Origin of the sequence: Marinobacter sp. LV10MA510-1, from assembly GCF_002563885.1 — a bacterium.
Classification (GTDB): Bacteria; Pseudomonadota; Gammaproteobacteria; order Pseudomonadales; family Oleiphilaceae; genus Marinobacter.
The window spans coordinates 3,614,707-3,636,699 of record NZ_PDJA01000001.1 but is presented as its reverse complement, the minus strand read 5'-3'; the positions used below and the strand labels follow the sequence as shown (position 1 = coordinate 3,636,699).

Below are 21,993 nucleotides of genomic sequence, written 5' to 3'. Positions count from 1 at the left end.
TGTAAAAACACCATTCTGACGCTCGAACAGCGCGGCTAAAATGGCTGCTTACAAAGGTTTAATCCTTTAAGCCCTTAATCCTTTAAACCCATCGCCTCGGCGGCCAAGCGGTTTTTCAGAGGTGCCAACTGGTTAAGCCAGTTCATGCCCTGATTGCGCAGCCAACGTAACGGCAGTTCGTCACGGCCGAAGAGCTGCTTCAAGGCTTCCATGGCTGCCATCATGGTCAAATTTTCCGATTTGCGGCGGCGCTGGTAGCGCCCCAGCACCAGAGCATCCCCGGGGTTCAGGCCCAGCTTGCGGGCACGCTTCAATTCCTCCAGCAATACCGCCACGTCGCCATAACCCAAATTGGCACCCTGGCCGGCCAGCGGATGAATACTGTGCGCGGCGTCGCCAACCAGCGCAAAGCCTGACGCTGTGTAATCCATGGCGTGGCGCTGGCGCAGAGGAAACGCAAAGCGACGGGAAATCGCTTCAATCGAATCCACCGGAAGTTCTATGGCACGCTCCAGTTCGGCATTGAAAGCGGCGTCGTCCAGCGCCATCAGGCGACGGGCCTCAAGCGTGTCCTGCGACCACACAATCGAACAAAAATTCTCGTCGCCGTTATCAGCTTGCAACGGCAGAAACGCCAGCGGGCCGGTGCGGGAAAAGCTCTGGCGCGCGGTGTACTGGTGCAGCTGCTTGCTGCGCACCGTGGCCACAATGGCCTGTTGATCATAATCCCATTCGCGGGTAGGTAAGCCTACTAACTGACGCAACCGTGATTGCGCGCCATCTGCCGCTACCACCAATCGCGCCCGCAGCTGCTGGCCATCTTCCAGGCGAATACCGGGCGCATCTCCACCCTCTCCATTCGGCCCGTTCGCCAGCCAGCCAGCAACCTTGGCGCCACTGATAATGGTCGCCGGGCTGGCCTCCAGAGCATTAAACAGGGCCCGCACAATATGGCGGTTTTCGATAATAGTGCCCAGCGCTTCGGCGCGCATCTCTGCGGCGTCGAATTCGATGCGCCCAGTGCCCTCGGCGTCCCACACGGCCATCATCTGGTACGGGCAATGACGACCCGCGGCCACTTCGGCCCAGGCACCAAGCTTTTCCAGCAAACGCTGGCTGGCCATAGAGATGGCGCTCACACGGGGTTCGAAATCATCAACACTGGTCGCCGGCTGAGCGGCGGTCTGCAACTTCGCCAGGGGGCTGGCCTCAACCAGAACGACGTGCCAGCCCTGTTGCGCCAACCCCAAAGCCAGGGCCGACCCCACCATACCGCCACCAACAATCATAATGTCTGCCACGGTGGGCGTTTGTGAGCTCTGCGCTTCAGTCATGGCTCAGCGCCTTGCTGTTATGGGAACCGGGACGCTGAATGCGGGCTTTGCGACCGCCCAGGCCCATGGCGTTGCCTGCAAACCAACGTTTTGCCGCGGGCACCAGGTCTAACCCCATTAAACCGGCATCTCTGGCCGCCGCAAGCGGTGGCAGTGGCGAGCCAAAAATCTGAATCAGGGAGTCGGAAAAACCTGCGGTTTGCACCCGGTCGCTCTGGTGTAATTGCTGGTAACGCTGCAATACCGCAAGTTCACCGGGGTTGCAGCCTTGCTCACTGGCCAGGCGGAATTGCTCCACCAGCGTCATCAATCCGCGCAGGGCCAGATTGAAACCCTGGCCCGCCACCGGGTGCAAACTGTGTGCGGCGTTGCCCACCAACGCAACGCCCGGGCGCACCGGGTTGTCTACCAGCGTTAGCGCCAGCGGGTAGTGATTGCATTCGCCAATGCGGGTGAAGCGCCCCAGGCGCCAGCCAAAGCGTTGCTGTAGACGCGTGCATTTGTCGGCGTCGGGCATGGCCAACACCTGTTCCAGCTCGGAGTTCGATAAGGTCCACACCAGCGCTGACTGATGGCTAGCGCAGGTTGGCGATCCGTGGGGTAGCAACGCCATGGGGCCGCTGTCGGTGAAGCGCTCGTAGGCAGCAAACTGATGGCTGTCGGCGGTGGTTACGTTAGCAATCAACGCATTCTGGCCGTAGGGCTGGTGCCGAATCTGAAACCCCAGGCGCTCACGCAAGTCGGAACGGCCGCCGTCGGCCACCACCAGGCAGCGTGCGCTCAGCTCCCGGGCTTCGCCTGCGGTGGTTACCGTCACCCGCACATTATCACCGTGGCAGGTCATGTCAGTTACCTCTGCCGGTGCCAACCATTGCACCTGCGTTTTTAACAGCTCACGCACCAGACACAGGCCCATCCAGCGGTTATCCACCACGTAGCCCAGCGCGTCCTGGCGGTATTCTGCGGCGTGCAGGCGGGCGGCGCCAAAATGACCGCGATCCGATACGTGAATATGACGTATCGGAGCGGCGTGCTGGGCCAATGCAGGCCACAAACCAAGCTGCTCATAAATCAGCCTCGAACCCCAGGCCAAGGCGGTTGAGCGCGCATCGTAGCTGGGCTGGTAGCTGTCAGGCTCAGCGTTGCTGGCAAGAGGAAAAGTCTCTGCCACGGTGACACGCAGTTGCGGCACCATGCGCGCCAGCGCCAAAGCCAGGGTCGCCCCGGCTAACCCGCCGCCGGCAATCAGGATATCGGTATCCGTATCGTTTGCCGTCACGCTCAGCCCGCCATTAATGCTTCAATTTCGTCGATTGTTTTTGGCACGCCGTCCGTCAGTACGCGGCAGCCGTCTTTGGTAACGACTACGTCGTCTTCAATGCGAATGCCAATTCCGCGCCAGCGCTCATCCACATCGGTGTTACCCGGTGACACATACAGCCCCGGCTCTACCGTCATGACCATGCCCGGCTCCAGCTGGCGCCAGGCATCACCCACTTTGTAATCACCCACATCGTGCACGTCCAACCCTAACCAATGGCCGGTGCGATGCATGAAAAACGGCTTGAAGGTCTCATTGGCAATGGCGTCATCAACAGGCCCCGCAATCAGGCCCAGATCAATCAGGCCCTGGGTCAGCACATTCAGCGCTGCTTCGTGGGGCTGATTCCAGTGGTTGCCGGGGCGCACGGCATCAATCGCAGCGTACTGGGCATTCAACACCACGTTATAAAGCGCCTTTTGAGGCTCACTGAAATGGCCGCTCACCGGAAACGTGCGAGTAATGTCCGAGGCGTAGCATTCCAGTTCGCAGCCGGCGTCGATCAATACCAGATCGCCGTTGTTCAGGGGCTCGCTGTTTTCGATGTAATGCAGAATACAGCCGTTCACGCCGCCACCCACAATAGATGGATACGCCGTCTCGCGGGTGCCGTGCTGACGGAACGTATGAATCAGTTCGGCTTCCAAGTGGTATTCACTCAGGCCCTCGCGGGCGAGTTTCATGGCGTTGCAGTGGGCCTGGGCTGAGATTTCGCCGGCCTTGGCCATCACTTTGATTTCATTCGCGCTTTTATAAAGACGCAAATCGTGCAGAAGATGCTCTACGGCCGCAAATTCGCCGGGGGGGCGAGCGCCGGTGCGCACTTTGCTGCGAATCACTTTTACCCAGTCCATAACACGGGTGTCAAAACCACGGTCTTTACCCAGCGGGTAATAAATGCGGCTGCGGCCCTCAATCAGGCCCGGCAGGATGTCGTCGATGTCACCAATCGGGAAAGCGTCGTCCACGCCGTAACGCTCAACGGCGCCTTCCTGGCCCACTAAAAAGCCGTCCCACTGTTCTTTCGAAGGGTCGCGCTCTTTGCAGAACAACACCGATTCGCCATGAGCGCGCCCGGGAATCAACACCAGCACCGATTCAGGCTCACCAAAGCCGGTTAAATAATGAAAGTCGCTGTCTTGGCGAAACGGGTGCAAAACGTCGCGATTACGTACGCGTTCTGGCGCCGAAGGCAGAATGGCAATGCTGTCCGGCGCCATGTGGTCCATCAGCTTGCGGCGACGTTCCGCAAATTCCTTTACAGGTATCATCGACGTCATACAGTCTCCAACCAGCTTTAGTGAATCTTAATGGGTCCTAATGAAGAGTAGGGGGCGTCTTGGGCGGTTGCTCCGGCTCGTTAAACTCGGTAAACACCGCCAGCGCACCCAACCGGACATACTCGGTAATTTCTACCAGTTGCTGATCGTTTTCTTCGCTGGCGTCTTCTTCGTCAGACAGCTGACTGATGGCGACCATGTCTTCCATCAGCTCGCGGATTTCTTCCGGCGCCTCCCCCAGCGACTCACCCGCCGCCAGTGCCATACCCGCCAGAAAACCACGCACCCAGGAAATCAGCGACTCCAGCCTTTGCTCAAGCGCATAATCATCGTCTGGCAGCAGGGGCTGAAAGCTCATATCCATACTGCTCAGCTGCGCCAGGGCCTGCTGGTAAATACCCGCAGCGAACACTCTTAGCTCCGGCGATTCCTCCAGCGCTGTCGAAGCCAGTCCGATATGTTCGCATACCATGGAGGCACACTCGTCTTCTTGCATACGCCCACCGGCGGCGAAACGACCACAGAGCACACCGTGTAACTCAGACGGATGGCTGAACGCTTTGTGCGCCAAAAATACATTGGCCCAGCGCTCGAATTCCGCAGAAATCTCGATATTTGGAGCAGCGGAAGCATCGGATACAGACATGAAAAAACCCTGATAGAGGAATAATAAAGATTGCCGTTATCCTAGCATTGCAGCGCCTCCATGGCACTTTCTGTTGCTTTAGATCACATTCTGTTGCTTTTTCATCGCGCTCAGTTAAAGATGTTATAACATAACTTTACAGGAGCCAGTCATGACATCCCGCAACCCTCTAACCTCTCTAAAATCCCTAAACTCTCTGAATTTCGCCATTGGCCTGTGTTTGTGCGCACTGGCCACTGCCAGCACCGCCAGCGAACAGCAACCACACCAACACGGCCACGCCCAGCTGCAGATAGCGGTAGAAAACAACAACATTGACCTGATTCTGACCAGCCCCGCCTACAACCTGCTGGGGTTCGAACACCAACCACGCACCGAGCAACAAAAACAGACCCTGGAAAACGCCAGGCAGTGGCTAACGACCCAGGCACTCATTACGCCTGCTAGCGGCAACTGCACGGTGGAGTCTGCCAGCATGGACTTCAACGCAAAAGCCGCTGAAAAAGATCATCATAATCACGACCACCATCATGATGAAACGATGAACGAACACGCCAACATAGAAGTCAGTCAGGTGCTCAACTGCAAAAGCGCGGATATCGGCGGCCAGCTTACAACTCCGTTGATTGACCAGTTTCCGGAGATACAGGAACTGGACGTGGAGTGGGTAACCAACAGCACCCAGGGCAGCGCAAAACTGAGCTCACCCGATAACCAATTCCAGCTCTGAAAAGCCCAAAAGCATCAAGGCTCATAAGGATAAACTGACTCCACCGCCATAGAATAAGACGAAATCCCGATCACATTCTCGGTACGGTCAATCAGAATCGTACCCTCAACCCAGACCGGGTCGTAGAGCGCAGTCAGCTTGAAGCCCTTTTTGTACTTCATATGGATAAGTTGATTGGGCGGCGGTGGTGGTACATGAATACAGGCACCAAAATAAGGCACCAGGAAAAACTCCAGAATGCGCATATCCTCTGTGGTCTTCAGCGGCACCACGAAACCTGGAATACGACCCCGGGTATTCGCCATGGCCGTTACCACACGCCCTGTCATGATTTCGTCCGGCAGCAAGGGCGGGCCTTCGCCATCGTGCACAATTTCCGGCATGCTCTCTAGCAATGCCAGATCTTCCGCCGGCATCAAATCCAACCAATCAATCTCCGGTAGCTCCGCGTGCGCCAAAGGTAAAAATACCATTAGCAGCAACCCCAGGGGCAAAGCAAAACAGCGCCGAACACAACTCACTCTGTGCAGCTTATTAATCATGTATTCGTTTAACCCCGCCAAGTTGTGGAGTGAAAAGCGTTATCATACACCCGCCAGAATCAATCACCATGACCAAAACGACAGCCACCATGATCACTCCAGACTCTGACAGCGCAAGCAATCCGCTTTCACTGCGCGCTCTACCCTCGCAGCCCTCCCTACAAATCAGCGAGCTGAGCTTTCGCTGGCAGTCGCGCCAGCCTGCTCTGACTTTTCCAGATATTACTCTGAACGCCGGCGACCACCTGTTTTTACGGGGGGCCAGCGGCAGCGGTAAAAGCACCTTGCTAGGCCTTCTGGCCGGGCTAAACACCGCAGATAGCGGCGAAATACGCCTGCTGGGGAAATCTATAGGAAGCCTCGCACCCTCGGCACGGGACCGTTTTCGCGCCGACCATATCGGCGTGATCTTTCAACAGTTCAATCTGGTGCCCTATTTGACCGCGCTGGCTAATGTCACCCTGCCCTGTCAGCTATCCCGCGCTCGCCGTGATCGCATTGGCTCAGACGCCAGTCATTCAGATACCCAGGCAGCCATTTACGCCAAAGCAACAACACTACTGACAGAGCTATCCATTCCCCAGGAATTGCATAGCCGAAAACCCGCGCAGCTGAGCATTGGCCAACAGCAGCGGGTTGCGGCCGCCCGCGCGTTGATGGGCGCACCAGAGCTGATTCTGGCTGACGAGCCCACCTCGGCGCTGGACAGCAACAATCGGGACCGCTTTATGCAGTTGCTGCTGGAGATGGCACATCAAAATAGAACTTCCGTGGTGTTTGTCAGTCACGACCCGGCCCTGGCACACCATTTTCACCACCAGATTGAACTGGAGCAGCCCTCATGGCTATCCTCATGACTGCCCGCCTTGCTCTGAGCCTTACCAAATCCAGCCTTTGGCACCGGCGGAGAATACTGCTGCTGGTTACCCTCACGCTAACGCTCAGCGTGAGTCTGCTACTGGGCATTCAGTACGTGCGCAGCGAAATCCGCCAGTCGTTCACCAACACCATCAGCAATACAGATCTGATTATCGGGGCCCGCAGCGGTCAGTTAAACCTGCTGCTATACAGCGTGTTTCACATTGGCGATGCGACCAACAACCTTAGCTGGCAAAGCTACCAGGCGCTACAGGGTGACGAGCGTTTAAGCTGGCTGATCCCCATTTCCCTGGGCGACAGCTACAACGGCCACCGCGTGGTAGCGACCACCGGCGCCATGTTCGAGCACTTTCGCTATGGTCGCAGCCAGCCGCTCGCACTGCAGCACGGCCAGTGGTTTAACGATCTGTTTGAAGTGGTATTGGGCGCCGATGTAGCCCGTGCCTTTAATCATAACGTTGGCGACCAGCTCATTATGGGCCACGGTGGTGGTAGCGTGAGCTTCGCCCGCCACGACAGCACGCCGTTTACCGTAACCGGCGTGCTTGGTGCCACAGGCACGCCGGTAGACCAGGCGGTTTATATCAGCCTGAACAGCATGGAAGCCATGCATGTGGGCTGGGAATCCGGCGTTGGCATTCCCGGGCGCACCCTCACCCTGGAACAGGCCAAAGAGCGCAGCTTTACCCCGTCCAACATTACCGCCGCGTTTGCCGGCGTAGAGCACAGAGTACTGACCTTTCGTATTCAGCGCGACATCAACAACTATGGCGAAGAGCCGCTAACCGCCATACTGCCCGGCGTGGCCCTGAGCGAGCTCTGGCGTCTGCTGGGCCAATTTGAAAAAGCGCTGTTGGGCGTCACCGGTTTTGTGGTCGTGGTATGTCTGATTAGCCTGGCGACGGTGCTGCTGACGTTACAGGCCCAGCGATCAGCCGAAATCGCCATACTTCGCGCCACCGGCGCCTCTGCGGGCTTAATTGCCAGTCTGTATCTGCTGGAATCATTGGCTGTCGCACTGCTGGCCTGCGCTTTAGCCTTGGCGCTGGGCGCTGCCGGTATAGCCGCAGTCAGCCCTTGGCTACAGGCAAACTACGGCGTTTTGCTCACACTGCGCCCACTGAGCCAGGTCGAGTGGATTCTGCTGGCAACGGTGCCGGTGGCAGCGCTGGTGATTGGTTTGGTGCCGGCGCTGAGCGCCTGGCGACGCGGCCGGCGGCCGGGCTGGCAAGTACTGGACGACGTTTGAAATCTTTACCCAAAACGGGATAACAGAGCTATAAATTGACCGTTATCCCGTGCAACACTTATAGTTGTCGATTCTTATCACCCATCGAGATCAGGCGCCCCATGGAACAGCCCGAAGTACAGGTGTTGGCGGACAAGCTAGATCAGCTTCTTGAGCGCTACGGCAAGCTTGATATGGAAAACCAGTCGCTGAAAAAACGCCAGGAAGACTGGATTCGCGAGCGCGCCCAGCTGGTTCATAAAAACGACCTGGCAAAAACCAAAATTGAAGCCATGATAGGCCGCCTGCGGGCACTGGAGCAGCATTAATGTCCACCAAATCGACTGTTGAGGTGAGAATTCTCGACAAGGAATACCTGGTTACCTGCCCCGAGGAGGAACAGGAAGCATTGTTGCGATCGGCACGGCATCTGGACCGTAAAATGCGGGAGATCCGTAACAGCGGCAAGGTGTTTGGAACCGAGCGAATTGCGGTGATGGCGGCGCTGAATATCACCAACGAAATGCTGGAGCGCGATACCATGTCAGAAGGCAGCAGCACGCTGCTAAAGGCCATGGACGACAAGCTTAACGTTGCCCTAAAGTAACAGAAACAGCTTATAAAACAGCAACAAGCGACGTTTTTTAACAGAATAACCAAGAGCACTTGCAATAAGCCCCCATCTTGACCCTATAATGGGATCACCTTCCTGGGCTGTACGCTCGTCGGGTACGTCCTCGAGCCGATGCGCTTTACCCAGGTGGCCACTTTAGGGCATTGTGAGCATGTCCCCTACGGGGGAAAGCCTAATATGTCACAGCGGTCACCGACCTTGAACTTGGGTTCTAGGACCTACATCCGATAACGGCAGCCCGGGAAGCTTTATTTTGAGCGACAACATCGCCCACCCCTCTTTTTTACCGTCTTCTGCACACCAGAACACCTCCCGCAATCAGTTACGCAGACACTTGCGCCAACAACGCAACGCTCTGTCTCCTTTGCAACAAAGACACGCATCGCAGCAACTGGCCAAGCGCCTGCTAGCCAACCCTGACCTTTATCGCGCCCGCCACATTGCCATTTACTTGCCAAACGATGGTGAAATCAGCCCGCTGCCCTATGTGCAGGCTGCACGCCGCCGCGGCATACGCGTTTACTTGCCGGTGTTGCACCCGCTAATACCCGGAAAGCTGGTATTCAGTCCTTACACGTCGCACACCCGCCTGCGCTCCAATCGTTTTGGCATTGCGGAACCTGCGTTTAGCGCCGGCCTGAAACGGCCAGCCTGGGCCATGGACGCAATCTTGTTTCCGCTGGTAGGGTTTGACGAGCACGGAGGAAGACTGGGCATGGGCGGAGGGTTTTACGATCGCACATTTGCGTTCTGTCGCACTCGGCCACGGCTCGCGCCCAAGCTGATTGGCCTGGCCCATGATTTTCAGCGGGTGGACAGCTTACCGATTGAGTCTTGGGATGTGCCTTTGCACTCGGTGGTCACCGAGCGTGGCTGTTATCGGACAGTGGGCTGAGACATAGTGGCCTGATACGAAGGCGTTGCCGCTCGGGAGCTTTGCTCGGACGCTTGCAGCGAGGTGAATCCGGTAATAATAAGGCCAACAGCGAATATCAGTGCGATGGTGCGGATCATATCTGGCTTGCGGCCCATTTCTTAACTCCGGAACTGCTGTGGTAACCCAAACAGGAAACGGAGGACTGATGCCTCCGTTGGTAGAAGAAAGGAAGACTATCACTCCACCGACATTTTACAATTTTTGGCAGATTAACTTTCAGTAACCCTGACAATCCGGGCGGGCACTGAGCGCCCGCACCGCACTCAGCTGGAATGGCCGTTGCCGTTTCCTGCCCCTAGAAACAGCTGGTAGGCTTCGTTATCGGTCATGTTTTCATAGCGGAAACCGACCTTTTCAAGCATTTTTTCAAAATCTCTCACTTCGTCATCGTCCACTTCAGCGCCTAACAGCACGCGGCTGTAAGCCGCGCCGTGGTTGCGATAATGAAACATCGAAATATTCCAACGGGTGCCCAAGGACATCAAAAACTTCAGCAGGGCACCGGGACGCTCGGGGAACTCGAACTGAAACACTTTTTCATTGCTGATACCTGGAGCGTGGCCGCCCACCATGTGGCGAATGTGCTGCTTGGCCAGGTCGCTGTCCGTCAGGTCCAGTACTAAATAGCCGGTCTCGCGCAGTTCCCGCACCAGCTCATCACGCCCTAAGCCCCCGGCTTGAATCTGAATGCCGACAAATATCGTGGCTTGCTTGCTATCCGCGTAACGGTAATTGAACTCGGTGATATTGCGCTTGTGCAAGGCGTTAATAAAGGTTTTAAACGCGCCGGGCTTCTCCGGAATGGTCACCGCCAGGATAGCTTCGCGCTTCTCGCCGATTTCGGTACGTTCCGAGATATAACGCAGGCGATCAAAGTTCATATTGGCGCCGCTGAGGGTCGCGATCAGATTTTCGTTCTCGATTTTTTCCCGTTCTATGTATTTTTTGATACCGGCCACACCGAGCGCCCCGGCAGGTTCGGCGATGGAGCGTGTGTCTTCAAAAATGTCTTTGATCGCGGCGCAGATTTCATCAGTGGATACGGTAATCACTTCGTCTACGTGGTCTTTACAGATTTCCCAAGGGTAGGCACCAATCTGTTTCACAGCCACGCCGTCGGCAAATATCCCAACTTCATCCAGTATTACCCGCTCACCGGCTTTCATGGCCGCCTGCAGGCAGTTTGAATCTTCCGGCTCTACACCTATCACTTTTATCTCCGGGCGCAGATATTTTATGTAGGCGGCCATACCGGCAATCAGCCCGCCACCGCCGACACAGATAAACACCGCGTGGATGGGCTTGCTGAACTGCCAGAACAACTCCATAGCGACCGTGCCCTGGCCGGCGATCACGTCTGGGTCATCGTAGGGAGGAATGTAGGTATAACCATGCTTTTCAATCAGCTCGTGGGCGTGGGCCGCGGCTTCGTCGAAAGCGTCGCCTCTGAGCACCACCTTGGCACCGTGCTCACGCACAGACCTCACTTTAATCTCCGGCGTTGTCTGGGGCATTACAATGACGGCCTTGATGCCCAGTTTTTTTGCCGACAAGGCCACGCCCTGGGCGTGATTACCGGCGGACGCACAGATTACCCCCTTGGCTTTCTGCTCCTCCGACAACTGCACCAATTTGTTATAGGCCCCGCGAATCTTGAACGAGAATACCGGCTGCAAATCTTCACGCTTCAAAAAAATGTTGTTGCCGAAGCGCCGCGACAGGCTGACGGCTTCGGTCAGCGGCGTTTTATTGGCAACATCGTAAACGCGGGCATTCAGTATTTTCTTGATATAGCGTTGGGGCATGTCGATTCCGCAAGGTAATTTGAGAATGAATTAGGCGTGATTCGAAAGTAATTCCCCGTAATTCGAAAGAGATTTGGCGTGGGGCATCACCGAAAGAACCCGTAGTGTAGAAAGTTTTACCCGCAACCGTCTATAAGCAGCCAGCCCAGACGCTGTATACTGCAAGTATCCCATTCATTTTCCGCAACGGGCTCAACCATGAACCAGGACGAACTGAAGCAAGCGGTCGCCAAAGCCGCTATCGACTACATCAGCCCCCGCCTGAACAGCAGCAGCATAATTGGTGTGGGCACCGGCAGCACTGCAAACTGCTTTATTGATTTGCTGGCGGCCATTCGCAACGATTTTGACGGCGCCGTGGCCAGCTCCGATGCCACCGCTGAACGCCTGAAAAGCCACGGCATTCCCGTTTATGAGCTCAATAGCACCGCAGATCTGGAGTTTTACATAGACGGCGCCGATGAAGTCAACGAACAGCTGGAACTGATCAAAGGCGGCGGCGGCGCGCTGACGCGGGAAAAGATCGTGGCTGAAGTGGCGCAGACGTTTATCTGCATTGCCGACGAGTCCAAAAAAGTGGACATTCTGGGTGAATTCCCACTGCCATTAGAAGTGTTGTCTATGGCCCGGAGCCACGTCGGCCGGGAAATCGTGAAACTTGGCGGCGACCCGGTGTACCGCGATGATTTTACCACCGACAACGGCAACATCATTATTGACGTCTATAACCTGGACCTCTCGCGCCCGATTCAGGTGGAAGAGCGTCTGAACCAGATTGTAGGTGTGGTCACCAACGGCCTGTTTGCCCGCCGCCCTGCCGATCTTCTGCTGCTGGGCACAAAGACCGGCGTGAAAACTCTCAAGCGCGGCTGACCTACCCGACCTGCATGGCAGCCTGGGCTGGTTGCCATGCCAGACCAACGTTTAGTTTCGCAGAGCCGCGCAGTTTCGTACAATGGCGCTCACTTTTTAACCCTACCCAGGAAGGACCACCCGATGCAATTCGACAACATCCCTGCCGGCAAAAATACACCCGACGATATCTACGTCGCCATTGAAATTCCGGCCAACAGCTCACCGGTGAAGTACGAGCTGGACAAAGACATGGGCGCCTTGCTGGTTGACCGTTTTATGGCTACGCCCATGTTCTACCCGGCTAACTACGGTTTTATTCCCCACACCCTGGCCGACGACGGTGATGCTCTGGATGTCTTGGTTATTACCCCCTACCCGATCCAGGCTGGCTCTGTGATTCGTTGTCGCCCGGTAGGCGTGCTGAACATGGAAGACGAAAACGGTGGCGACGCCAAGTTGGTCGCAGTACCCCACGACAAGCTGACTACCGCTTACTCCCACGTACAAGACGTGACTGACTTGCCAGAACTGCTGCGCAACCAGATTCATCACTTCTTTGAAAACTATAAGGCGCTGGAAGCCGGAAAATGGGTGAAAATCCAAGGCTGGGACAACGCAGCGGCTGCGAAAAAAGCCATTGTTGACGCCATCAAAGCTTACGGCGGCTAAAAGCCTATCGCTTTTTATGGTTCACAAAAAACCGGGCATTGAGCCCGGTTTTTTATTGCCTGCACATTAGCGGACGCGCACTGTTAGCCCCGCGACAGTAAAGTCCGCATGTCACTGATCGCCGCGTTGGCCCGCGACAGATAGGCCGCCATAGTCAGCGAGTGGTTGGCCATTACGCCAAAGCCACTGCCGTTAAGAATCACCGGGCTCCACATGTCGCCCTGGGCACCCTCAAGCTCAATGATGATCTGCTTGACGCTGGCCGTAGCATTCTTGTCCTGCAATACCTTGCGGAAATCCACTTCGATGGCACGGAATATGTGCAGTAGCGCCCAAGAACTGCCACGGGCCTCGTAAAACACATCGTCGATCTTGGTCCAATCGGTTTTTACATTAACGCCTTCAGCTCGCTCTTCCAGCGGATCCTGGCCTTCAAAATCCGCTACCGTATCGGAGATAGAGGCTTTACCCACACTCTCACCCAGGGTGCGGGACAAACTGCCCAAACGGGTTTCCAGATCGGCCAGCCAACTGTTCAGGCTATCGGCGCGGGTATAGAACTGCGCATCGGTCTGTCCAGGGCTCGACAGCCTGTTCAGATAGCGCTTCAAAGCGGTGATCCCCCGACGATATTCAGATTCGGTTGAAGGAATTGCCCAGCTATCGCTGTCAAAGTGCAACTGAGGTTCGGCAATGATCAGGTCCGCGTCTTCCGAGGACTGGCTTTGGGCGCGACTGATGTCTTGACGCATGGCTCGGGCCAGATCGCGCACTTGCACCAGCACACCGAATTCCCAGTTGGGCACGTTGTCCAGCCAAAGGCCCGGAGGGAAAATGTCGTTGGTAATGTAACCGCCGGGCTTGTCCAGCAGGGTTTCCGCGATTCGGATCATGGTGGCGGTGGTGGCAAAACCAGTCACCGGTTCACGCTGCATGGCGTTGGCGGTAACGCGGGTGTGTTCACGCACCGAAAAATTGTCGGGCTCGCTGCTCCAGTACATACCCACGACCATGGCAATCAGCAGGTAAACCACAACAATGATAAGCAGCAACTTACCCACCATTCCACCGCCGGAGGAATCCCGGGCATCGCCCTTTTTGTCCTTGAAATACTGCCTGATTTTGCCTGGCATAAGCGTATTATTCCCCTGTCAATTGGTGGTTGTCTGCGGTAAACGGACGCCCTAAATGATAGCCCATTGCACCATCAATGCCCAAATCACACAGTACCTTGAATTCCTCGGCGGTTTCCACGCCGCTGGCAAACACTTTCACACCGCGACCGTGGGCAATATCCACCGATGGGTTGCTCTGTATGGAACCAACGTCTTATGGACGCTATTGCAGAGCTGTCTGACAATGATTGACGGTATCAGAACGGCTGGGCCTGCATTAGGTCACATGAAGGCTCCTGATCACCATCCAAATTTATCGAAAAGTATTGATATGAGCCGCATAAGTGCGCACCATGGGCACATTGTGTCGCTAACTTTGGTAATTCTGTAAAACAAAGGTATTGGTTTTTATGGCAAGTATTCTCGTGCTTCACGGGCCAAATCTGAACATGCTGGGCACCCGCGAACCTGAGGTATACGGCTACGAAACCCTCGCAGACATTAATCAGCGCCTGCAAAACAGCGCTGCAGACGCGGGTCATCATCTTCTCCACCTGCAATCAAACGCCGAATACGAATTGATTGAACGCATTCACTCCGCCAAAGCGGAAGGTGTGGACTATATTCTGTTTAACCCGGCGGCTTTCACCCACACCAGCGTTGCATTGCGTGACGCGCTGTTGGCGGTTGCCATACCGTTTATTGAGGTGCACCTGTCCAACGTGCACCAGCGGGAAGCATTTCGGCACCACTCCTATTTCTCGGATATCGCCAAAGGCGTTATCTGCGGCCTCGGCAGCCAGGGCTATGATCTGGCTCTTCAGGCTGCACTCAAACAAACGCATTAACTAGACCTTACAAAAGAGGCTGAAGAAATCATGGATATTCGCAAAATCAAGAAATTGATCGAACTGCTTGACGAGTCCGACGTCGAAGAACTGGAAATTCACGAGGGCGATGATTCCGTGCGAATCTCGCGCCGCCGTGAGCAGCCAGCCGGCACGCATTACGTCAGCCACATGGCACCGCAGCATGCAGCTCCTATGTACGCACCAGCACCGGAAGCCCCAGGCCCGGTTAGCCATGAAGAAAAGCCTGCAGCGCCCAAGGGCCATACCGTTAAATCACCCATGGTGGGCACTTACTACAGCGCGCCATCGCCTACCGCGCCGGAATTCATCGCCGTGGGCCAATCCATCAAAGCCGGTGATGTTATCTGTATCGTGGAAGCGATGAAGATGATGAACCAGATTGAAGCGGACAAGAGCGGCACCATCACCGAAATACTGGTCGAAAACGGCCAGCCGGTGGAGTTTGACCAGCCTCTGGTCGTCATTTCCTGAACCCGGTGATTGTGAGCCATAGCTATGTTAGAAAAAGTATTGATCGCAAACCGCGGTGAAATTGCCCTGCGGATTTTGCGCGCCTGTAAAGAATTAGGTATCAAAACCGTAGCCGTGCACTCCAAGGTCGACCGCGACCTGATGCACGTGCGCTTAGCCGATGAAACCGTCTGTATCGGCCCCAACAGCCCGACCGACAGCTATCTGAATATCCCTGCCATTATCAGCGCGGCGGAAGTAACCGACTCAGTGGGCATCCACCCTGGTTACGGCTTTTTGGCGGAAAACGCCGACTTTGCCGAGCAGGTCGAAAAAAGCGGGTTCCGCTTTATCGGCCCCAGAGCCGAGACCATTCGGCTGATGGGCAACAAAGTGTCGGCCATCAACGCCATGATCAGTGCCGGTGTACCCACCGTTCCGGGTTCTAACGGCCCGCTGACCGAAGACGACGAACTGACTCTCAAAGTCGCTCAAAAAATCGGCTATCCGGTGATTATTAAAGCCGCATCGGGCGGCGGTGGTCGCGGTATGCAAGTGGTGCACTCAGAAGCGGCATTGCTCAAGGCCGTACAGATTACCCAGACCGAAGCACGCAGCGTGTTTGGCGACCCGACCGTGTATCTTGAAAAATTCCTTGAGCGCCCGCGCCACGTGGAAGTTCAGATACTTGCAGACATGCACGGCAACTGCATTCACCTGGGCGACCGAGACTGCTCGTTCCAACGCCGTCACCAGAAAGTGCTGGAAGAAGCGCCGGCGCCGGGTATTGACCCCGAAGCCCGGGAAAAAACCCTGAAAGCCTGTGTGGATGCCTGTAAAAAAATTGGCTATGTGGGTGCAGGCACCTTCGAATTCCTGTATCAGGACGGTGGTTTCTACTTCATCGAAATGAACACCCGCGTGCAGGTTGAGCACCCAGTATCAGAAATGGTGACCGGCGTAGATATCGTGCGCGAACAACTGCGTATCGCCAGCGGCCTGCCGTTGCAGTACACACAGGACGATATCAAGATTACCGGGCACGCCATCGAGTGCCGAATCAACGCAGAAGATCCGCAAACTTTTGTGCCCAGCCCTGGTAAAGTGAAGCACTTTCACGCTCCCGGCGGCAACGGTGTGCGAGTAGATTCTCACCTTTACAATGGTTACACCGTACCACCCTACTACGATTCGCTGATCGCCAAACTGATCACCTGGGGTGACGACCGCGAAATGGCGCGTCGGCGCATGAAAAATGCCCTCGACGAAATGGTGGTTGAAGGTATAAAAACCAATCAGCCGCTGCACCGCAGATTGGTGCGCGATGGCGGCTTTAAACAGGTAGACTTCACCATTCATTACCTTGAAAAACTGATTCGGGACTGAGTCCTGCGTCGACAATGCGGGAAGCACCATGCCCTGGATACAACTGACGATTCCGGCCGATCCGGACAGCGCCGATCAACTCGAAGACGTGTTGATGGAAATGGGCGCCGATGCGGTGTCGATGGAAGACGCCGCTGACCAACCTCTGTACGAGCCAGACCATGGCACCACACCTTTGTGGAGCCAAACCACCGTAACCGGGCTGTTTCAGTCCAGTTATGACATTACCGAGCTGTGCTCCAACATTCGCGACGCCTGGCACCAGCAAACCCAGCAAAGTCTGGCGGACATAGACGTAACGCTGGTTGAAGACAAAGACTGGGCGCGGGCATGGATGGACGACTTCCACCCGCTGCGCTTTGGCGAACGCTTGTGGATAGTACCCAGCTGGCACGACGCGCCTGACCCAGACGCAGCGAACCTGCTGCTGGACCCGGGCCTGGCGTTCGGTACCGGCACCCACGACACCACGGCCTTGTGCCTGCAGTGGCTAGACGGCGCGGATGTGCAAGGCAAACAGGTGATCGATTATGGCTGTGGCTCCGGCATTTTGGGCCTGGCCGCACTGCTGCTGGGCGCTGACCATGTAATGGGAGTCGACACCGACCCCCAGGCGCTAGAAGCCAGTCGTGAAAACGCCCGCCGTAACGAAGTGGACGAAAGCAGGCTGTCTTTATACCTGCCGAAAGACGAACCCGACACCCTGGCCGACATTACGCTCGCCAATATTCTGGCTCAGCCACTGATCGGACTGGCGCCGCACTTGGCAGCAAAAACCCGCCCAGGCGGCGACATTGTGCTGTCTGGCATCCTCAACCACCAGGCCCGCGATGTGATGGCGGCCTACGAGCCCTGGTTTATTATGGATGAACCAGAACAGCAAGGTGAGTGGATACGGCTCACGGGGCGACGTCACCATTGATGGCGCCACGATTGATGAGGCAGTAAGACCAAAGATCCAGACGACCGTGCATTCAGTTTCTTTGTATTCCGGGATTTAGAATGGCTTTCAGCAACCTTCAAACTCAGTGCCCCCACTGCCAGACGCGTTTCCGGGTAACCGAGGAACAACTGAAGGTTGCCAAGGGGCGAGTGCGCTGCGGCAGCTGCAGGCAGATTTTTAATGCTTTTGAAAATCGCATGAAAGAGCAAAAACCGGTCGTTACAACGCCCCCGGAGCCGGTGATCAACCCGGATCCGGACGACGGCTTGGTGTTTGCAGACAACCCGGAAGAAGATGCTGCCCACGGCGCCTACATTAAAGCCGACATGACGTTTGCCGAAGACGAGCTCAGCGACAGTTTTCGCTCCATGGACCACAGTGTTTACAGCGATGACCGCGACAACAGCAGCGATATAAACCCGGATTCCGACGAAAGCTGGGCCCACGCCATTCTGGATGAAGCCAGCCGTCACGAAAGCCCAAGACGCCCAGCCCCACCCGGTAAGGCAGCACCACCCATTAAAGCCGCGCCATCCGTTAAAGCAACACCCTCAAAAAATGAACCGCCCGCTGACGCGCCAAATCCGGGGACGCAAAGCCTGACGCAATCCAGTGACAGCTGGTCCTTACCGTCCGAGCATCAGATTTACGCCGAGAGCGGCGCCCGATCGCAGCACACGCCCTACAGTAATCTTCGCCAGGAACCCATTCCGGTTCAGGGCAATCACAGCGGAAAAATCCGCGCGCTGGCCTGGTTACTGATTGTTCTGGCCATTCTGGGGGTGATCGTCTCGCAACTGGCCTGGGTTCAGTTTGACAAATTTTCCAAAATCCCCCAGCTGCGACCGTTTTACGAGAAAGGCTGCGAACTCGCCGGCTGCACGCTGCCACCATTGATAGACATGAGCGCTATAGACAGCCGCAAACTGGTGGTAAAAACCAACCCGGCCAATCGCAGCGAATTGGTGGTAGACGCAGTGATTATCAATCGTGCCGCCTTCGCGCAGCCGTTCCCTGCCATTATTCTGACCTTCGCCGATCTGAATGGGCAAGAGGTAACACAGCGAGTATTCAGCCCGGCAGATTACCTGGCAGACCAGGGCGCACAGCTGCGGGAAATGCCGCCGCAGACCCCCATACGCATTGCCATTGCCATCCAGGACCCGGGACAAACAGCGGTCAGCTACAACATCGACTTCCGTTCACAAGCCGAGTAAGTCAGCGCGAGCCAGCTGGCTTACTCGGCTTAAAAGCCCTCGCCAAGAGCACGAAAGTCAACCAGAAAGCACGAAAAATAATCAGTTTTTTCACGGCTTTGCCTCTTCAAACGCGGCCGCACCAGCGGTATCATTAGCGCCCTCCGGAATTCGGCCGTTCAATTATTGAACAACCTGCCGCTATTCAGGCCTTGCTGTCACTTCCGTAACACGGACTCAGATCATGCTGCCAACGGCAAAAATCGGGCCGTATACCTTGCCCAATCCGCTGATTGTTGCGCCCATGGCCGGTGTGACAGACCGGCCATTTAGGCTTCTGTGTCGGCGCATGGGCGCAGGGCTGGCCGTTTCGGAAATGGTGATTGCTGACAGCAAAATGTGGCACACCCGAAAATCTCGCAGCCGCCTGAACCACCAAGGTGAGCCTGAGCCTAGATCGGTGCAGATTGCCGGTGGCGATCCCGAGATGCTGGCGCAGGCGGCTCGTATGAACGCGGCGTCTGGCGCCCAGATCATTGACATCAATATGGGTTGCCCGGCCAAGAAAGTCTGTAACAAAGCGGCCGGCTCTGCACTGATGAAAGACGAAGCTCTGGTGCTGCAGATTCTGAAGGCGGTGGTCGCCGCCGTAGACATACCGGTGACCCTGAAAATGCGAACTGGTTGGGATGAGGATCACCGCAACGCGCCGATTATTGCGCGCATGGCAGAAGAAGCCGGTATTCAGGCGCTGGCCATACATGGCCGCACCCGCACCGACAAATACACGGGCAATGCCGAGTACGATACCATTGCCCGAGTGAAGTCCGACGTTAGCATTCCGGTATTCGCCAACGGCGACATCACCAGCCCGGAAAAAGCGCGCGACGTGCTTCAATACACTGGGGCCGATGGCCTGCTGATTGGCCGTGCGGCTCAGGGCCAGCCTTGGATTTTTCGGGAAATCCTGCACTTTCTGGAAACAGGCGAACACATGAAGCCGCCGCCACTGGATGAAGTGGAAACGATACTGAGCGAGCACCTGCTGGCACTGCACGATTTTTATGGAGAAACCATGGGTGTGCGCATTGCCCGCAAACATGTGGGCTGGTATTTGCAAGGCCACGACCAAGACAAACGCTTCCGGCAAAGCTTTAACGCCATAGACAACGCGTTGGAGCAGCACGATAGCATTCAACAGTATTTCGCAAGCTTACGAAATGAAGAGGTATTCGCAGCATGAAAGCTGAAACTTTGGCAAACGACACCCTGAACGCATCCGCCAATGATGACATTCACCAACTGCAAACGGTTGGCACCAGCGGTAACTCAGTCACCCTGCGTGACAGCGTAGAAATTGCACTGACCAACTACTTCACCCAGCTTGATGGCGCTCCGGTAACCGAGGTTTATCAACTGGTGCTGTCAGAAGTAGAGGCTCCGTTGCTGGAGCAGGTGATGAAGTACACCCGCAACAACCAGACCAAAGCGTCCACCATGCTGGGTCTGAACCGCGGCACCCTGCGCAAGAAGCTCAAGCAATACGACCTGCTTTAAACCCGACATCCGATCCGGAAGAAACTGACCCATGACAAATCAGGCAAATACTCCCGTTCGCCGCGCGCTGATCAGTGTCAGTGACAAAACCGGCATTGTTGAATTTGGTCGCGCGCTCAGCGAGCGCGGCATAGAGTTGCTGTCCACCGGCGGCACCTTTCGTCTGCTTAACGAAAACAACGTCGCGGTCACCGAAGTGTCTGACTACACCGGTTTTCCGGAGATGATGGATGGCCGGGTAAAAACCCTGCACCCGAAAATTCACGGTGGCGTTTTGGGCCGCCGCGGCATCGACGACGCCGTCATGGCCGAACACGGCATAGACCCCATCGACATGGTGGTAGTGAATCTGTATCCGTTTGAAGACACCGTCGCCAATCCGGATTGCGACTTGGCGACCGCCATTGAAAACATCGACATTGGCGGCCCTACCATGGTTCGCGCGGCAGCCAAAAACCACAACGATGTGGCCGTAGTAGTGAATACCCGCGATTACAGCCGGGTATTGAAAGAACTGGAAAGTAACGATGGCGAACTGACCTTTGCTACCCGTTTTGACCTGGCGGTAAAAGCGTTTGAACACACCGCCGGCTATGACGGCGCTATTGCTAACTACCTGGGTGGACGCACCGCCGATAACGAAAACCCGGATTTCCCGCGCACATTCAACGCCCAGTTTGTGAAAGTGCAGGACATGCGCTACGGCGAAAACCCGCACCAGCGCGCCGCGTTCTACGCCGAGCGCAACCCGAAAGAAGCCTGCGTGGCAACCGCTACCCAACTCCAGGGTAAAGCGCTGTCGTACAACAACGTGGCCGACACCGACGCCGCGCTTGAGTGTGTAAAACCCTTCGCCGACCCGGCTTGCGTGATCGTCAAGCACGCCAATCCCTGTGGTGTCGCCATTGGCGCCGACATTCTGCAAGCTTACGACTTGGCCTATGCAACCGACCCCACCTCGGCGTTTGGCGGCATCATTGCCTTCAACCGCGAGCTGGACGCCGCTACCGCCAAAGCCATTATTGAGCGTCAGTTTGTAGAAGTGATCATCGCTCCCAGCATCAGCGCCGAGGCGGTGGAGCTAGTAGCCGCCAAGAAAAACGTGCGTCTGCTGGCCTGCGGTGAATTTGACGGTGAGCGCGCCCCCGCGCTGGACTACAAACGCGTGACCGGTGGCCTGCTGGTGCAAGAACGTGACCTGGGCATGGTGGCTATGGCCGATGTGAAAGTGGTCACCCAGCGCCAGCCCAGCAACGAAGAACTGAACGATTTACTGTTCGCCTGGGAAGTGGCCAAGTACGTTAAATCCAACGCCATTGTGTACGCCAAAGCCGGCCGTACCATCGGCGTGGGTGCCGGCCAGATGAGCCGCGTGTACAGCGCTAAAATTGCTGGCATCAAAGCCGCCGACGAAGGCCTGGAAGTGAAAGGCTCGGTGATGTCGTCTGACGCCTTCTTCCCGTTTCGCGACGGTATTGACGCCGCAGCTGCCGCCGGCATTACCGCAGTAATCCAGCCTGGCGGTTCCATGCGCGATCAGGAAGTGATCGATGCCGCCAACGAGCACGGCATTGCCATGGTGTTCACCGGCATGCGCCACTTCCGCCATTAATC

The 21,993-nt window shown here is 56.2% G+C and carries 24 protein-coding genes, 1 other RNA gene and 1 pseudogene; 17 read left to right on the top strand and 9 right to left on the bottom strand.

Annotation, left to right across the window (positions count from 1 at the left end; translation table 11 throughout):
- Positions 1-74 precede the first annotated feature (74 nt).
- From ATI45_RS17560 to ATI45_RS17545, 4 genes are read right to left on the bottom strand one after another with little or no spacing between them, the layout of a single operon-like run.
- Positions 75-1,334, bottom strand: coding sequence for a UbiH/UbiF/VisC/COQ6 family ubiquinone biosynthesis hydroxylase (locus ATI45_RS17560; RefSeq protein WP_098420917.1), 1,260 nt, complete (start codon positions 1,332-1,334; stop codon positions 75-77).
- Entirely contained in the window at positions 1,327-2,613 is a 1,287-nt protein-coding gene (gene ubiH, locus ATI45_RS17555; protein WP_098420916.1) for a 2-octaprenyl-6-methoxyphenyl hydroxylase, read from the bottom strand. The genes ATI45_RS17560 and ubiH overlap by 8 nt, the downstream gene beginning before the upstream one ends.
- Positions 2,614-2,615: 2 nt before the next feature.
- Entirely contained in the window at positions 2,616-3,935 is a 1,320-nt protein-coding gene (gene pepP / locus ATI45_RS17550) for a Xaa-Pro aminopeptidase (protein ID WP_098420915.1), read from the bottom strand.
- A gap of 37 nt (positions 3,936-3,972) precedes the next feature.
- Positions 3,973-4,581, bottom strand: coding sequence for a UPF0149 family protein (locus ATI45_RS17545; protein WP_098420914.1), 609 nt, complete (start codon positions 4,579-4,581; stop codon positions 3,973-3,975).
- Positions 4,582-4,732: 151 nt separating this feature from the next.
- Here ATI45_RS17545 and ATI45_RS17540 point away from each other — a divergent pair, with 151 nt between their 5' ends.
- Positions 4,733-5,311 (top strand): DUF2796 domain-containing protein, encoded by a 579-nt coding sequence (locus ATI45_RS17540; protein ID WP_098420913.1) that lies wholly within the window; start codon positions 4,733-4,735, stop codon positions 5,309-5,311.
- A 14-nt stretch (positions 5,312-5,325) separates the two neighbouring features.
- Here the strand turns inward: ATI45_RS17540 and ATI45_RS17535 are convergent, their stop codons facing one another.
- Entirely contained in the window at positions 5,326-5,784 is a 459-nt protein-coding gene (locus ATI45_RS17535; protein ID WP_228706080.1) for a DUF3299 domain-containing protein, read from the bottom strand.
- A 137-nt stretch (positions 5,785-5,921) separates the two neighbouring features.
- On the opposite strand from ATI45_RS17535, the gene ATI45_RS17530 reads away from it, so the two are divergent.
- The 6 genes from ATI45_RS17530 to ATI45_RS17505 all read left to right on the top strand — a co-directional run bounded on the left by ATI45_RS17530 (position 5,922) and on the right by ATI45_RS17505 (position 9,489).
- Entirely contained in the window at positions 5,922-6,710 is a 789-nt protein-coding gene (locus ATI45_RS17530) for an ABC transporter ATP-binding protein (protein WP_098420911.1), read from the top strand.
- On the top strand, positions 6,695-7,981 hold the full coding sequence (locus tag ATI45_RS17525; RefSeq protein WP_228736006.1) for an ABC transporter permease: 1,287 nt from the start codon (positions 6,695-6,697) through the stop codon (positions 7,979-7,981). Before ATI45_RS17530 ends, ATI45_RS17525 begins: the two co-directional genes overlap by 16 nt.
- 101 nt (positions 7,982-8,082) lie before the next feature.
- Positions 8,083-8,289, top strand: a complete 207-nt coding sequence (locus ATI45_RS17520; protein ID WP_098420910.1) for a TIGR02449 family protein — start codon at positions 8,083-8,085, stop codon at positions 8,287-8,289.
- Positions 8,289-8,567 (top strand): cell division protein ZapA, encoded by a 279-nt coding sequence (locus ATI45_RS17515; RefSeq protein WP_098420909.1) that lies wholly within the window; start codon positions 8,289-8,291, stop codon positions 8,565-8,567. Before ATI45_RS17520 ends, ATI45_RS17515 begins: the two co-directional genes overlap by 1 nt.
- 96 nt (positions 8,568-8,663) lie before the next feature.
- Positions 8,664-8,843: non-coding RNA, 6S RNA (gene ssrS, locus ATI45_RS17510), on the top strand.
- A 4-nt stretch (positions 8,844-8,847) separates the two neighbouring features.
- Positions 8,848-9,489: a 5-formyltetrahydrofolate cyclo-ligase gene (locus ATI45_RS17505; protein WP_098420908.1), complete on the top strand. Its 642-nt coding sequence runs from the start codon at positions 8,848-8,850 to the stop codon at positions 9,487-9,489.
- Here ATI45_RS17505 and ATI45_RS22330 read toward each other — a convergent pair.
- Together ATI45_RS22330 and ilvA are read right to left on the bottom strand one after the other, a co-directional pair.
- Entirely contained in the window at positions 9,471-9,626 is a 156-nt protein-coding gene (locus ATI45_RS22330; protein WP_179888102.1) for a hypothetical protein, read from the bottom strand. The genes ATI45_RS17505 and ATI45_RS22330 overlap by 19 nt on opposite strands.
- 168 nt (positions 9,627-9,794) lie before the next feature.
- Positions 9,795-11,336, bottom strand: a complete 1,542-nt coding sequence (ilvA, locus tag ATI45_RS17500; protein WP_098420907.1) for a threonine ammonia-lyase, biosynthetic — start codon at positions 11,334-11,336, stop codon at positions 9,795-9,797.
- A gap of 198 nt (positions 11,337-11,534) precedes the next feature.
- On the opposite strand from ilvA, the gene rpiA reads away from it, so the two are divergent.
- Complete coding sequence (gene rpiA, locus ATI45_RS17495; protein WP_098420906.1) at positions 11,535-12,209, top strand: ribose-5-phosphate isomerase RpiA; 675 nt, start codon at positions 11,535-11,537, stop codon at positions 12,207-12,209.
- A gap of 123 nt (positions 12,210-12,332) precedes the next feature.
- Positions 12,333-12,860: an inorganic diphosphatase gene (ppa, locus tag ATI45_RS17490; protein WP_098420905.1), complete on the top strand. Its 528-nt coding sequence runs from the start codon at positions 12,333-12,335 to the stop codon at positions 12,858-12,860.
- Positions 12,861-12,943: 83 nt separating this feature from the next.
- Here ppa and ATI45_RS17485 read toward each other — a convergent pair whose 3' ends face one another.
- Both ATI45_RS17485 and ATI45_RS17480 read right to left on the bottom strand, forming a co-directional pair.
- Positions 12,944-13,993, bottom strand: a complete 1,050-nt coding sequence (locus ATI45_RS17485; protein ID WP_098420904.1) for a DUF2333 family protein — start codon at positions 13,991-13,993, stop codon at positions 12,944-12,946.
- Between the two features lie 7 nt (positions 13,994-14,000).
- A pseudogene (locus ATI45_RS17480) lies at positions 14,001-14,159 on the bottom strand (EAL domain-containing protein); the annotation flags it as partial.
- Between the two features lie 226 nt (positions 14,160-14,385).
- On the opposite strand from ATI45_RS17480, the gene aroQ reads away from it, so the two are divergent.
- The 8 genes from aroQ (at position 14,386) to purH (ending at position 21,991) form a co-directional block, all read left to right on the top strand.
- Positions 14,386-14,823, top strand: coding sequence for a type II 3-dehydroquinate dehydratase (gene aroQ / locus ATI45_RS17475; protein ID WP_098420903.1), 438 nt, complete (start codon positions 14,386-14,388; stop codon positions 14,821-14,823).
- 30 nt (positions 14,824-14,853) lie between these two features.
- Positions 14,854-15,318, top strand: a complete 465-nt coding sequence (gene accB / locus ATI45_RS17470) for an acetyl-CoA carboxylase biotin carboxyl carrier protein (protein ID WP_098420902.1) — start codon at positions 14,854-14,856, stop codon at positions 15,316-15,318.
- Positions 15,319-15,342: 24 nt separating this feature from the next.
- On the top strand, positions 15,343-16,683 hold the full coding sequence (gene accC, locus ATI45_RS17465) for an acetyl-CoA carboxylase biotin carboxylase subunit (RefSeq protein WP_179888425.1): 1,341 nt from the start codon (positions 15,343-15,345) through the stop codon (positions 16,681-16,683).
- A gap of 28 nt (positions 16,684-16,711) precedes the next feature.
- Complete coding sequence (prmA, locus tag ATI45_RS17460; protein WP_098420900.1) at positions 16,712-17,605, top strand: 50S ribosomal protein L11 methyltransferase; 894 nt, start codon at positions 16,712-16,714, stop codon at positions 17,603-17,605.
- Between the two features lie 80 nt (positions 17,606-17,685).
- Positions 17,686-18,843, top strand: coding sequence for a DUF3426 domain-containing protein (locus ATI45_RS17455; protein ID WP_098420899.1), 1,158 nt, complete (start codon positions 17,686-17,688; stop codon positions 18,841-18,843).
- Positions 18,844-19,066: 223 nt separating this feature from the next.
- Positions 19,067-20,065 (top strand): tRNA dihydrouridine synthase DusB, encoded by a 999-nt coding sequence (gene dusB / locus ATI45_RS17450; RefSeq protein ID WP_098420898.1) that lies wholly within the window; start codon positions 19,067-19,069, stop codon positions 20,063-20,065.
- Positions 20,062-20,379, top strand: coding sequence for a DNA-binding transcriptional regulator Fis (gene fis, locus ATI45_RS17445; protein ID WP_098420897.1), 318 nt, complete (start codon positions 20,062-20,064; stop codon positions 20,377-20,379). Before dusB ends, fis begins: the two co-directional genes overlap by 4 nt.
- Positions 20,380-20,410: 31 nt before the next feature.
- The gene (purH, locus tag ATI45_RS17440) at positions 20,411-21,991 is read left to right on the top strand and encodes a bifunctional phosphoribosylaminoimidazolecarboxamide formyltransferase/IMP cyclohydrolase (RefSeq protein ID WP_098420896.1); all 1,581 of its coding nucleotides are present in this window, start codon (positions 20,411-20,413) and stop codon (positions 21,989-21,991) included.
- Positions 21,992-21,993: the final 2 nt, after the last annotated feature.